The 13,299-nt window shown below is 54.9% G+C and carries 13 protein-coding genes; 4 read left to right on the forward strand and 9 right to left on the reverse strand.

Annotation, left to right across the window (positions count from 1 at the left end):
• Positions 1-37: 37 nt before the first annotated feature.
• Positions 38-550 carry a YgjV family protein gene (locus tag K0J45_RS13860; RefSeq protein ID WP_220042985.1) on the reverse strand — a complete coding sequence of 171 codons (513 nt, stop codon included), beginning with the start codon at positions 548-550 and terminating at the stop codon, positions 38-40.
• Positions 551-772: 222 nt separating this feature from the next.
• Positions 773-1,351 carry a Crp/Fnr family transcriptional regulator gene (locus tag K0J45_RS13865; RefSeq protein WP_220042986.1) on the reverse strand — a complete coding sequence of 193 codons (579 nt, stop codon included), beginning with the start codon at positions 1,349-1,351 and terminating at the stop codon, positions 773-775.
• A gap of 192 nt (positions 1,352-1,543) precedes the next feature.
• On the opposite strand from K0J45_RS13865, the gene K0J45_RS13870 reads away from it, so the two are divergent.
• Positions 1,544-1,894 (forward strand): putative quinol monooxygenase, encoded by a 351-nt coding sequence (locus K0J45_RS13870; protein ID WP_220042987.1) that lies wholly within the window; start codon positions 1,544-1,546, stop codon positions 1,892-1,894.
• A gap of 76 nt (positions 1,895-1,970) precedes the next feature.
• On the opposite strand, the gene K0J45_RS13875 is transcribed toward K0J45_RS13870, so the two are convergent.
• The 7 genes from K0J45_RS13875 to K0J45_RS13905 form a co-directional block, all read right to left on the reverse strand.
• Positions 1,971-3,038 (reverse strand): M43 family zinc metalloprotease, encoded by a 1,068-nt coding sequence (locus K0J45_RS13875; protein WP_220042988.1) that lies wholly within the window; start codon positions 3,036-3,038, stop codon positions 1,971-1,973.
• Between the two features lie 330 nt (positions 3,039-3,368).
• On the reverse strand, positions 3,369-4,586 hold the full coding sequence (gene nqrF / locus K0J45_RS13880) for an NADH:ubiquinone reductase (Na(+)-transporting) subunit F (protein WP_220042989.1): 1,218 nt from the start codon (positions 4,584-4,586) through the stop codon (positions 3,369-3,371).
• Between the two features lie 41 nt (positions 4,587-4,627).
• Positions 4,628-5,236, reverse strand: a complete 609-nt coding sequence (gene nqrE, locus K0J45_RS13885) for an NADH:ubiquinone reductase (Na(+)-transporting) subunit E (RefSeq protein ID WP_011866502.1) — start codon at positions 5,234-5,236, stop codon at positions 4,628-4,630.
• A gap of 4 nt (positions 5,237-5,240) precedes the next feature.
• A complete protein-coding gene (locus K0J45_RS13890) occupies positions 5,241-5,864 on the reverse strand; it encodes an NADH:ubiquinone reductase (Na(+)-transporting) subunit D (protein WP_011866503.1) in 624 nt (207 codons plus the stop codon).
• Position 5,865: 1 nt separating this feature from the next.
• Positions 5,866-6,636, reverse strand: coding sequence for a Na(+)-translocating NADH-quinone reductase subunit C (locus tag K0J45_RS13895; protein ID WP_220042990.1), 771 nt, complete (start codon positions 6,634-6,636; stop codon positions 5,866-5,868).
• 108 nt (positions 6,637-6,744) lie between these two features.
• Positions 6,745-7,959 (reverse strand): NADH:ubiquinone reductase (Na(+)-transporting) subunit B, encoded by a 1,215-nt coding sequence (locus K0J45_RS13900; protein ID WP_220042991.1) that lies wholly within the window; start codon positions 7,957-7,959, stop codon positions 6,745-6,747.
• Positions 7,959-9,320: a Na(+)-translocating NADH-quinone reductase subunit A gene (locus K0J45_RS13905; RefSeq protein WP_220042992.1), complete on the reverse strand. Its 1,362-nt coding sequence runs from the start codon at positions 9,318-9,320 to the stop codon at positions 7,959-7,961. Before K0J45_RS13905 ends, K0J45_RS13900 begins: the two co-directional genes overlap by 1 nt.
• A 463-nt stretch (positions 9,321-9,783) precedes the next feature.
• On the opposite strand from K0J45_RS13905, the gene K0J45_RS13910 reads away from it, so the two are divergent.
• The 3 genes from K0J45_RS13910 to K0J45_RS13920 all read left to right on the forward strand — a co-directional run bounded on the left by K0J45_RS13910 (position 9,784) and on the right by K0J45_RS13920 (position 13,189).
• Complete coding sequence (locus tag K0J45_RS13910) at positions 9,784-11,073, forward strand: O-acetylhomoserine aminocarboxypropyltransferase/cysteine synthase family protein (RefSeq protein ID WP_220042993.1); 1,290 nt, start codon at positions 9,784-9,786, stop codon at positions 11,071-11,073.
• Between the two features lie 306 nt (positions 11,074-11,379).
• The gene (locus tag K0J45_RS13915) at positions 11,380-12,168 is read left to right on the forward strand and encodes an AraC family transcriptional regulator (RefSeq protein ID WP_220042994.1); all 789 of its coding nucleotides are present in this window, start codon (positions 11,380-11,382) and stop codon (positions 12,166-12,168) included.
• 112 nt (positions 12,169-12,280) lie between these two features.
• Positions 12,281-13,189, forward strand: coding sequence for an alpha/beta hydrolase (locus tag K0J45_RS13920; protein ID WP_220042995.1), 909 nt, complete (start codon positions 12,281-12,283; stop codon positions 13,187-13,189).
• Positions 13,190-13,299: the final 110 nt, after the last annotated feature.

Raw genomic sequence — 13,299 nt, forward strand, 5'->3', positions numbered from 1 at the left:
TCACCTAAATCTACCAGCGTCTTAATCTACCAGCGTCTTAATCTACCAGCCTAGGGCGCCACGGCAAGCCATAGAAACGATAATAGCCCACCAGATTACTGCCGATAAACAGCAGCTCCATCACCACAGCCGTGGGCGAACCCACCAGATAATTGTTAAGCAGCCAGATGCTGGTGCCCACTAACATCAGCTGTCTCAGGCGTTGATCCCTTGGACAGAAGGCGGCGATGGTCTGAGTACAGCTGCCGGCAAAACTTATCAGGCTCAGGGGGCCGGCATAGGTAAATAGGGCGATCAGGCTATTAATCCCCAGAAACAGCCAGAGCAGGCGCCGCGAATGCGAAAATACGGTTACCAGGTAGCGAATCGCGGCAACCAACATGAGCCCGGCGGCCGTCCACTGGAGCAGCAGCGCAAAATGAACGCTGATTAACACCCCAGACAGTGCGAGGCAGAGCACTATGTGGCGCTTCTGCTTGAATTGAAAAGAGAGAATGTCTGTAACGATCGCTACAGCGATCAAGCATTGAGACAGAAGAAACAGCGACATACACCACCTAAGATTTCAAGATGCGAAAGATGGCGCTAGTATGGTTCAGCCTTGGTGCAAGGCGCATTAACTTAAGATAAGCCGGGAAGAATCTTTTCGGTGCTTATATGTACTAGCTTATACCAAGGCATGGAAAGTGTCGCACAGTTATCTTTTCACCTATATCAACAAGTCTATCTTTTTAAACTAGTGCTTCTCATTCGTTCCTCTCATCAGTTAGCCTCAGGCTAGCCTGGCCTTGAGCCGCGACAGACTCACGGGCGTGATACCTATATAGCGAGCCAGCTGCACGTTACTCAGGCGCTCGACCCACATGGGCCTGTGGTTGACCAGGTAGAGATAGCGCTCCTCGGGACGTTTGAGCAGCAAGAAGGCCTCCTTCTCCTCCTTGTACAGCAGCTGTTGACTCAGCAAGGCGATCAGAACAGCTTGCCAGCTCGCCTGTTTGAGCAACGCGAGGGGGAAGCGCACCAGGGTCGCGTCAGTCACCGCCTCCAGCTGATAGGGCGCCGCATCCCCCGTCAGCAGGCTGTGATAGAGCAGGCAGAGCTCCCCTTCGAAATAAAACTCCTTCGAAAACAGACCGCCACAATCGCCATAATACTGAGCGCCCAAGATGCCATCGACGATGAAATAACCATGCTCCTGGCAGGCGCCCTGGTGCAGCAGTATCTCACCTCGGGGCGCGCACATGCATTTGGCCTGACTCAGCGCCTCGCTACATTCATCATCCGCCAGCCCAAGCAGACCTAGTCGCTCAGCAAAAACGCTAAGGGCACCTTTAGCTTCTCTCTGTGTCACTCTGTTTCCTCTACGCTCTGTTTAGGCCCTGATGATAACACTCCCAGACGACGCTGAATAACCCTTGCCCTATTCGCCAGAAGCGTACGAGCATATCAGTGAAACGCCTCCTTTAAACCACGCCGCATTTTAGGCTAGACTCAGAGGCCATCTATGATTTTATTTAAGTTTTTAACCAGCGGAGAGCCTCAGATGTCAACACGCGTTTTTGTGATAGCCCAGTTTCGTCCCAAGGCGGGAAAAGCCGCCGAACTCTTCGAGCTGCTCAAGGCTCTGGAGCCCGACTCACTGCGGGAACAGGGTTGTATTCAGTACATTCTCACCCGCCAGATAGACCATCCGAGCGCCAGTCGCACCGACTACCCTATCGTGTTCAATGAGATCTGGGCCGATGGCGAAAGCTGGGCGGCTCACGGCCGTCGCCAACAGATCAAACACTTCTTCGACACTCAGGTGAGCTCCCCCGCCGGCCTGGTGGATGATGCCATAGTGACCGCCTATACCGACGAGGGCTACGAATACGACGCCCCGGTATTTATCTAGCCATTTGTCTAATCTTCGCCTCAAGAGATGAAAAAACGCAGCCTAGGCTGCGCTTTTTAAGCATTTTTCATGGCTATTAGTTAGCTACACCTGTCGCGGCCTGGTTTTGCGCCGACCAGAGGGTCACCCGGGCCTGACTGTCGAGGCCATTGACCATACGCGCCACCTGATCTTGGGTGAAGTTGGCGTATTGATCTGAGTAGGCCATAAAATTCTGCCAGTTGATGGTCTGCCCCATGCAGTTGACTATGCCGCCATCACCCGGGTTCATCTGCCAGCTGTTTTGTTGCGGCGTATCGCAGTTTTCATCGCCCGTGGTGCCGCAACGGCGCTCCATGCCACGCTTACAGCCGCCTTCGAAGGTGTGGATCAGATCCAGGAAGTGACCAAACTCATGGGTCAACACAGAGCGGAAGTTCTCGTCGGTGTTACTACCAAGATAGGCGCCGTTATAGGTCACCCGTGCCAGCCCCTCGTCTGACATTGTGGTATCCGGGTACCAGGCCACCCCTGAGTTGTTGGTGACACCATCGGCATAGAGGTCATTCTGAATGTAGACATTCATGTACTTGTAGTTATCCCAGTGATCTCGCTTCACATCTGAGCTGGAATAGTTACCCGCCCCGGACGATGCCGGATGATAAACGATACCCGAAGTGGGATTCCCCTGGGGATCGATAGTGGCTAGACGAAACTCGATGTTGAGCGCCTGCTTCACCCCTTGGAACTCCGCATCTATGTCGGCGAAATCGGCGGTGCGTCCCTGAAAGTCTTCGTTGGTCTTGTTGAGCGCATCTATGATCACCGCATCGGTCACCGTCTTACCATTGAACTGGGTGCCATACACATGGAACACCACAGGGATCACATAACTTGGGGTCGCCGACAAGGCTAGCGCCGAAGGGGTATCGCCCGTCGCCACACTGGCGTCATCACCAGGCTTAGCCATGGCGCGCTTACGCTCAAACAGCTTGGCATGACGAGCCTTAGCCTCAGCCTCGGCAGCAGGGAAATTTCGATAATGCTGAGCGTTGATCTCCCTCGCCTTACAGTGATCGGCGGCAAACTCGGGCTGCTTGGCGCTAACCCCTGCGCTAGTTGTCAACAGGGCGGCCAGGATAGATAAAGTCAATTTGTTGGTCATGTTATTAGTCACTCTTATTGTTAGCTTTTTAGGGTAAATCGCCCTCTCCCTGGCGTCTGCGCTTCCTTTCGGGCGAATAACAACATTACCTATTGAGATAAAACATTCTGTATACAATATACCCAAATAAAAATAGGAGTAAACCCAAATGTGAATATTTTGTAAATCACTAACCCTGACCGCCTTACACCTGCTTATCCTTTGCATAGTCAAGCTATGGCTTATTGAACTCTCTATTCCCCATACTAATTTCCTGACTAATTCCCTTACTAATAGCCCCATAAAAAAACGCAGCCATTGGCTGCGTTTTTGTCTTAGAAAGACTAAGGATTAATCGCCGAAGTCGTCCAGTAGTATGTTCTCCTGCTCAACCCCTAGGCTTTCTAGCATGTTGATCACCGAGGAGTTCATGATCGGAGGGCCACACATGTAGAACTCACAGTCTTCCGGCGCGTTGTGGTTCTTCAGGTAGTTCTCGTAGAGGACGTTATGGATGAAGCCTGTGTAGCCGTCCCAGTTATCCTCTGGGAGCGGGTCCGACAGGGCCACGTGCCACTCGAAGTTGTCGTTTTCCGCCGCCAGCGCGTCAAACTCCTCCTGATAGAAGATCTCACGGCGTGAACGGGCACCGTACCAGAAGGTCATCTTACGCTTGGTCTGTTCACCCTTTAGCTGGTTAAAGATGTGTGAGCGCATCGGCGCCATGCCGGCACCACCACCGATAAACACCATCTCGGCGTCCGTCTCCTTAACGAAGAACTCACCAAATGGCCCAGAGATGGTGACCTTGTCGCCCGCCTTGAGGTTAAAGATGTAAGAGGACATCTTGCCCGGTGGCAGCCCCTCTGATGGCGGTGTGGCGATACGCACGTTCAGCATGATCACCCCTTTCTCATCCGGGTAGTTGGCCATAGAGTAGGCGCGCAGCACGTCTTCCTCTACGGTCGAGATCAGATCGAACAGGCCATACTTTTCCCAGTCGTCACGGTATTCGGTAGGAATATCGAAGTCGCTGTATTTCACCTCGTGAGCCGGCGCCTCAATTTGAATATAACCGCCCGCCTTGAACTTCACATCTTCCCCTTCAGGCAGCTTAAGCAGCAGCTCCTTGATGAAGGTGGCCTGGTTATCGTTAGAGATCACCTCACACTGCCACTTCTTGACGCCGAAGATCTCCTCTTCCAGCTCAAGCTCCATGTCTGTCTTCACCGCCACCTGACAGGCCAGACGACAACCCTCTTTGGCCTCTTTCTTGTTGATATGATCGCGCTCGGTCGGCAGGATATCGCCGCCACCCGACTTAACCTTCACCCGGCACTGACCACAGGTTCCGCCGCCGCCACAGGCCGAAGGAATAAAGATATTCTTGCTCGCCAGGGCGCCCAGTAGCTTATCGCCCGCCGCCGTGGTTATGCTCTTGTCATCGTCGTCGTTGATGCGGATGCTCACGTCACCGTTGATCACCAACTTGCTCTTGGCGACTAAAATCACCATCACCAGCACACACACCACTATGGTGAACATGCCTATGCCTATTGCCATTTCCATCTAATAACCCTTTTCTTAATGCACTGACACTAGCACGCCCGTTACAGCGAGATGCCGGAGAAAGACATAAAGCCCAATGCCATCAGGCCCGTGGTAATAAAGGTGATACCCACACCTTGCAGCCCGGCTGGAATGGCGTGAAACTTCATCCGCTCACGCAGGCCCGCCAGCAGCACGATAGCCATCGCCCAGCCAAGACCGGAGCCGGTGGCAAACACCACAGACTCACCCAGGGTGTAGTCGCGGTTCGCCATGAAAATCACCCCGGCGAAGATGGCGCAGTTCACCGTCAGTAGCGGCAGGAAGATCCCCAGGCTGTCGTACAGGCTAGGAATATACTTATCCAGAAACATCTCCAGGATCTGCACCAAAGCCGCGATCACACCGATGAAGGTGATGAGCTTGAGGTAGCTCAGGTCCAGCTCGGGATAGCCCGCCCAAGCCAGGGCGCCGGGTGCCAACACCTTGGAATAGATAAGCTGGTTCAGCGGCACCGCGAGAGTCATCACCACGATCACGGCAATACCCAGACCGAAAGAGGTCGATACCTTCTTCGACACGGCCAGGAAGGTACACATGCCCATGAAGAAGGAGAGCGCCATGTTGTCGATAAAGACGGCCTGAACAAAGAGATTGATATAGTGTTCCATAGCCTTAACCTCGCTTACGCTGGATAACATTGATGGCCCAGATCAGTAAGCCAATCAGGAAGAATGCACTCGGCGGCAACTTGAACATCTCGTTGGCCAGATACCAGCCGTCGTTCTCGACCGTCTTTAAGATCTCATGGCCAAACAGGGTGCCGGCGCCCAGCAGCTCACGCACGAAGGCGACGCTGAGCAGGATAACGCCATAGCCCATGGCGTTGCCCATGGCATCCACCACAGCCAGATGCGGCGGCATCTTCATGGCGAAGGCTTCGGCGCGGCCCATGATGATACAGTTGGTGATGATCAGCCCCACAAATACCGACAGCTGACGCGACAGCTCATAGGCCACATCCTGCAGTACCATGTCGACGATGATCACCAGGGAGGCAATCACCGTCATCTGAGCGATGATGCGCACGCTGTTAGGAATAAAGTTACGGATGCTGGAGATGATCAGGTTTGAAAACACCAACACGAAAGTCACCGCCAGGGTCATCACCAATGCGGTCTGCATCGAGTTGCTCACCGCCAGCGCTGAACAGACCCCAAGCACCTGCATGGCCACGGGGTTATTGGCGAAAATCGGGCCGGTTAGAATGTCCCGGGTCGCCGTCATACTCTTACTCATCTTAAACCTCCGACGCTTTTAGCTTGTGAAGGAAGGTCTGATAACCTTCGACCCCGAACCAGAACTGCATGGCACGCTGTACGCCGCGTCCCGTCATGGTCGCGCCGCTCACGGCATCCACACCATGGAGATCGCCGGCCTTGGCGCCGCCCTTGACCACCTTGAAGGAAACCTGTCCCTTCTCGTCAAACAGCTGCTTGCCCTTAAGCTTGTCTGTCCAGGCCTTGTCGTCGAGGAAGTCGCCGATGCCCGGTGTCTCACCATGCTCGTAGAAAACCACGTTTTCTATGGTGTTCAGATCCGGCTTGAGCGCCACATAACCATAGATGATCGACCAAAGCCCCTTGCCGTAGATAGGCAGCACCACGGCGTGCAGCTCGCCCTTGTCATCAAACACCTTGAACACGCGGGCCTGATTGGCGCGGGTCTTGATTTTGGCGATATCTTTCTTCGGCTTGCTCGAGGTCTGCGGATTGATGGCCGCCATACGGTCGTCGAAATCCAGCACGTTCGCCTGGCTATCGACGACGCCGCTGTCCAGCTCCACCAGCAGAGGCTTCACAGACTGCTCGAAGATGGCGCGAAAATCTTTGTCGCCGCTGATATCGATATCGGCGGCCAGCAAGACGTTGCGCTTAAGCTCGTCGCGCTTCTTCACCAACTTACGTTCTTTGAGTACCTCGGCCGTTCCTGTGATCATAAAAGAACAAGAGAGGCAGAGGACGAGTGTGAAGATCATGGTCCCCACAACGGTATCTTTCTTAAATGCCATTAGCGTTGCTTCTCCATAGTGGCGCGCTCTCTGGAACGACGAAACAAAAAGGATGCGAAGATTGACGACCAGAGGTTGGCGGTCTGGATCCTTAACATATGTTCTGACTTATAAGGCATTGCGTTTCAGCCTCCGCTTCATGTTGCTGCGCGCCACCAGGTAATCGAAGAGTGGTGCCCACAGGTTGGCAAACAGAATCGCCAGCATGATCCCCTCAGGCATCTTGAGATTCAGCACGCGGATAAGTACTGTCATGAAGCCTATCAGGGCGCCGTAGGCAAACTTGCCTTGGCGGGTATAGGCTGTGGTCACAGGATCTGTGGCCATAAACATCATCCCCAGGGCGAAGCCGCCGGTGACCAGATGCCAGGTCCAAGGCATGGCGAACATCTCATTCTTGGCCGAACCGATAAGGTTGAACAGCACGGCGGTTGCCACCATACCGGCCATCACACCGGCCACCACGCGCCAGTCGGCCAGGCGAGTCAGCAGCAGGAACAGACCGCCGATCAAAATGGCCAGGGTGCTGGTCTCGGCGATAGAGCCGACGGCGAAGCCGAAGAAGGCATCCCACCACAGCGGATCGCTGAAGGCCTGATACCAGGTGTAACCCTCGAAGCTCATCTTGCCCGCGGCAGTCTGAATCAAGGTTGTCGCTCCCGAGAAGCCATCGACCGCCACAAACTGGGCGATCTGCGCCACCTCGGTCGGGTAGGCAAAGTAGATAAAGGCGTAACCAGCCAACGCAGGGTTAAGGAAGTTATACCCCATACCGCCAAACACCTCTTTGGCCATGATCACCCCGAAGGTGATGCCAAGGGCCACGATCCACAGGGGTGTCGATACCGGCAGGATCAGGGTAAACAGCAAGGCGGTGACGAAGAAGCCTTCATGCAGCTCCTGGCGACGCACCTTGGCAAACACCATCTCCCAAAACAGGCTCACCAACAGCGCGGTAAGATAGATGGGCAGGTAGAAGCTCAGGCCATAGCCAAACAGACCAAAGAAACCGCTCTGCTCGCCGAGGCCGCCGGTGATGGCATTGAACGGCAGTAGCTGCCAAACATCGGGCGTGGTCAAGCCAGAAGCCAGCGCCAGCTGCGCCTGCAGACCCAGGTTATAGATACCGAACAGAATCGCCGGCAGCAGACACAGACCCACCAGGGTCATGGTACGTTTTACATCGATCGCATCGCGAACATGCACCTTACCTTTGGTGCTACGGCCATGGGCATAAAGCAGCGAGCGTAGGAAGCTACGCATCGACGAGCCGTGGGCATAGTAATTCTCTTGCACATCTGGCTTATTGTCTTGCTTACTCATTAACCTTCCCTCTCAATAATATCTAGGCAGATGCGAAGTTCCCGTCCGAAGTCATACTTGCCCGGACAGACAAAAGTACACAGGGCCAGATCTTCTTCATCCAGCTCTAAGGCCCCCAGGGCCTGCGCCTCATCAGTGTCACGCACTACGAGGTCGCGCACCAAAAGGGTCGGCAGGATATCCAGCGGCATCACGCGATCCAGCTGACCGAAGGCCATCATGGCGCGGTGTGAACCACCGGCATGAGTAGTCAGATCGAACAGACGCTTGGTCGCCTTGAAACGAGAGGTCACGGCGCGGGTGATAGAGAACTTGTCTGCGCCGCCGCGCACCCATGGCAGTAGCTGATGCTTGGCGTCTTCCGCCAGCACAGAGATCTGCTGATGGAAACGGCCCAGATAGTCGTGAACGCCAAAGGCAGTATGACCGGCCAGCACAGAGCCTGACACCACACGGTTGCTGCCTGGCTTGATCTCACCCTCTACCAGGGTGCTGAGCTGAGCGCCCAGCTGAGTGCGCAGCAGTCTCGGATTGAGCGCCGTCGGGCCACCCAGAGCCACCACGCGATCTGTGTAGAGCTCACCTGTCAGGAACAGCTTGCCGTAGGCGATCACATCCTGATAGCCAAGGTGCCATACTGGGCGTTCCAGGCTGGCAGGCGCGATGAAATGAATATGGGTGCCCACCAGGCCAGCGGGATGCACACCGGCAAAACGATGGCTCTCGACACGCGCGAGGTCGGCGCCAGGCAATGCCTCGCCGGCATCGTGACATAGGTGGATCTTGCCAGAGGTGAGATAAGTCAGTACTTGAAGTCCGGCGGCAAAGGCCTCGCGCTGCTCCGCGATGATCACGCGGGGATCGGCCGCCAGCGGGTTGGTGTCCATGGCGTTGACGAAGATGGCGGCAGGTTCGCTATCGAGCAGGGGCACACGCGAGAAGGGGCGAGTGCGCAGCGCGGTCCACAGGCCACTCTCGACCAGGTTTTGCTGTACGGCTTCACGGCTGAGGCGGCTCAGATCTGAATAGGCCTTAAAGGTGACTTGCTCATCGCCCTCGACCTGGATCACCACAGACTGCAACACACGACGCTCGCCACGGTTGATCTCGACGACCACACCACTGGCCGGCGCGGTGAAACCTATGCCCGGCGCCTTCTTGTCTTCGAACAGGGTCTGACCCTTCTTCACCCGATCGCCGACCTCCACCAAGAGGGTGGGTTTCAGGCCAACATACTCTTCACCCAGCAGTGCCACCTTTGCAGGACGAGCGCAGCAATCTATCTCTTGCCTCGGCTCGCCGGCGATAGGCACATCTAGGCCCTTCTTTATCGTCTTAATCTTGTCTGGAAAACCTGCCATCGCAAACATCAACCGTTACTAAATTGGGATGCCTCATGGTAAAAGTTTGTTAACCGGGATTCCGCTATTGAGGTCACATTCCGACACCGGCTTGTAACTTAGCTACAATTTTTCCGTCGGATTTGTGATCCTGATCGCTGGCTAATCCTAAGAACTGTTAACAATGTAGTTTTATAACAATAAAACAGGTAAAGGGGATGCCACTTATTTAGCTGGGGCTAAAACATTCAATTTGGGACAAAAATTGCTCGACTCGAGTGATCTCATCCGGGTCCTTTTTTGATGCAATAGGATCCAGAGAAAAAAGGCAGATAACCAATCCGCTCTCGAGCCAATTCGACCATAAAACTCACCTCATCGAACAAATCATCTGCAAACCAAAAAAGTTTTAGACATCTAGAAGTCCAAATGCTATGGTCATTTTTCGATCACAGGTTTTCAGTTAAGCGATAGGATGAATTAGATGAAACTCGAATCTCTAGCCCTGCATCATGGATATACCTCGGAAGCGACCACCAAGGCGGCGGCCGTGCCCATTTATCAGACCACCTCTTATACCTTCGACGACACCCAGCATGGTGCCGACCTGTTTGATCTTAAGGTACCGGGCAACATCTATACCCGCATCATGAACCCCACCTCAGATGTGCTCGAGCAACGCCTGGCCGCCATCGAAGGCGGTATCGGCGCACTGGCACTGGCCTCCGGCATGGCCGCCATCACCTATGCGATTCAGGCCCTGACTCAGGTGGGCGACAACATCGTCAGCACCAGTCAGCTCTATGGCGGCACCTATAACCTGTTTGCCCATACCCTGCCCAGACAAGGCGTCGAGGTGCGTATGGCGGCCTTCGACGACTTCGATGGCCTGGAGGCCCATATCGATGACAAGACCAAGGCGCTGTTTTGCGAGTCTATCGGCAACCCGGCCGGTAATATCGTCGACATCGCCCGCCTGGCCGAGATAGCCCACAGGCATGGCGTGCCGCTGATCGTCGACAACACGGTCGCCACTCCGGTGCTCTGCCGCCCCTTCGAGCATGGCGCCGACATCGTCATCCATTCACTTACCAAATATATTGGCGGCCACGGCACCACCATAGGTGGGGTGATCATCGACTCGGGCAAGTTCGACTGGGCCGCCCAGCCTCAGCGCTTCGCCCTGCTCAACGAGCCAGACCCCTCCTATCATGGTGTGGTCTATACCCAGGCCTTCGGTCCGGCAGCTTTTATTGGTCGCTGCCGCGTGGTACCGCTGCGTAATACCGGCGCCGCCCTCTCGCCCCAGAGCGCCTTCCTGCTACTGCAAGGCTTAGAGACGCTGGCCCTGCGTATGGAGCGTCACTGCGACAACGCCCTGGCCCTGGCCAACTTTCTCGAACAAGACCCCAGGGTCAGCTGGGTCAACTATGGCGCACTGGACAACAGCCCCTATCGCGACAACTGTGAGAAGATCACCTCGGGTAAGGCCTCGGGCATCATCAGCTTCGGCATCAAGGCGGAAGATAACGAGGCGGCCAAGGCGGCCGGCGGACGTTTTATCGATGCCCTGCAGATGATCCTGCGCCTGGTCAACATAGGCGATGCCAAGTCCCTGGCCTGCCACCCGGCAACCACCACCCACAGGCAGCTCAACGGAGAGGAACTGGCCAAGGCGGGTGTTTCAGAAGATCTTATTCGCATCTCGGTCGGCATAGAGCATATAGAGGATATTATCGCGGATGTCTCTCAGGCGCTGGATAAGGCGATCTAATTTAAAGGCTCCTGCTAAGCGCTTAGATAACTGACTTAACAAGCCTACTAAGATAGAAAGCCAGATATCGGCCCCAAGCACCGCCCTACGAGGCGCTGTCGTTGTGGCCGTTTTTTTATCTCCACCTTGAGTCCCCCTCCCTTGGCAGTTAACACGGCCTAGTTAGTAAGACTTGGCGCACGAAAATAAAGCAAGGCATTGAAAATATTGGGGTAACAACAAACCTTGGATTAGGCTATGATGCCGAAGCGGTCTAGATGCTAAAAAGGAGAAGGCAGGCATGAAGACAAAGAGGTCAAAAGCTTGATGATGCACAGGCAAGAGATCGAACATATCCCCGTCTTTGGCTCGCCATCTCAGCTATTTAAGCCGGTTGCTCGGGAGTATTCAGATGGCCAACTACTGGCGCCCCATTGGCACCACGCCGCCCAACTGATTTACGCCGAATCCGGTGTGATGGAACTAAGCTGCGAGGAGAGTTTTTGGATAATCTCGCCTCAGCAAGCGCTGTGGATGCCCGCCGAGCTGCCCCACAGACTCAAGGCCCGAGGCCCAGTCAGCCTGCGTAGCGTCTATTTTCAACCAGATGCCCTGCCCGAGCGCTTCTCCAAGCAGCCCCAAAGCCTGGTGGTCAGCCCCCTGCTTCGAGAGCTGATGAAGAGTGCGATGCCGGTGACCAATAGCAGCCCGCCCAGCAGCAGAGAGGTGCACCTGTTACAGCTTCTGATGAGTGAGATCGGCTGGGCACAAGAGATCCCCTTGAAGCTACCCATGCCGAAAGATAACCGGCTACAGAAGATCTGTTTAGGCTTGCTCGCAGATCCCGGCAACGGCTGCACGCTCAGCCAGTGGGGGGAGATAGTCGGCGCATCACCCAGAACCTTATCCCGGCTATTTCAAACCCAGCTGGGGACGAGCTTCGCCATTTGGCGTCAACAGGCCAGAATATTCGCCGCCATCCCCAGGCTAAATCTCGGCGAGCCCATAGTACGGGTGGCGATGGAGATGGGCTATGATTCTGCCGGCGCCTTCGCATCGGCATTTAAAAAAATGATGGGAGTCACCCCGAGCGAGTTTCGCACACAAGTTGTCTGATTAGCGAAGATACCTGTCCGTTTCAAGGCAGACCCCTTCGCCCTCTCGCCTTACTATTTTCTCGTTTCCCCATATTTGAGGTTCAGAGTAAATGAGTGATAGAGAGGTGACTATGAGTCAATTTACCCGCCACAGTGTTAAGGTGCCAGCCAACGGTGTCGAGCTAGACGCCTGGCTTTATCTGCCTGTCCACGAAGAAGCATCCCTGAATAAACCAGCCCCGGCAATTGTGATGAGCCACGGCTTCGCCGCCGTTAAAGAGTTGTATATCGACAAGTTCGCCGAGGCATTTGCGAAGGCGGGCTTTGCCGTGCTGCTCTATGACCACAGAAATTTCGGCAAGAGTGGCGGTGAACCCCGAGGCGAGATCATCCCCTATCAACAGATAGAAGATATGAGGGAGGTGATCAGCTGGCTGAGCTTTCATCCCGAGGTTAACGCCGAGCAGATCGGCGTGTGGGGCACCAGCTATAGCGGTGGACATGCCATCATGGTGGGCGCCTTAGATCGCCGGGCGAAATGTGTCGTCGCCCAGGTGCCGACCATCAGCGGCTATCAAACATTCCTTCGCCGGGCAGGTTCACGGCTCAGAGCAGTACAAGAAGAATTTGAGCAGGACAGAACAAGGCGGTCCAAGGGCGAGACGCCCACTTACATAGGAGTGATCCCCCAAGAAGAGCAGCCCGGCATCTATGCCAGCGATGAAGCCATGGCGTTTTACAGCAAAGCCTGGACGCTCGCCGAAGGATGGGATAATCGGGTCACACTCAGGTCCAGCGAAAAAGCGAGCGAGTATGAGCCTGGCCTCTGGATAGCGCGCGTGAGCCCCACGCCGCTCTTGATGATAGTCGCTGAAAATGACACTGTCACACCGACAGACTTAGCCCTATCGGCCTTTACCAGGGCGCTAGAACCTAAGCGGCTCAGCCTGCTACCAGGCGGTCACTTCGACCCTTATGTGAAACACTCAGCGCGTTCGATAACGGAGGCGATAACATGGTTTAGCAAATACCTGAAATAAGTTTCGAGTCAGGCTTTAGTGGCCGAGGTCGCAAAAACCGTTTACTCAGATTTCTTGATTAAGGTCATGGTTTTACGCCTTTTGCCCCTAAGCCATAGGTATAATGCTAT

This window comes from Shewanella alkalitolerans (genome assembly GCF_019457575.1).
Classification (GTDB): domain Bacteria; phylum Pseudomonadota; class Gammaproteobacteria; order Enterobacterales; family Shewanellaceae; genus Shewanella; species Shewanella loihica.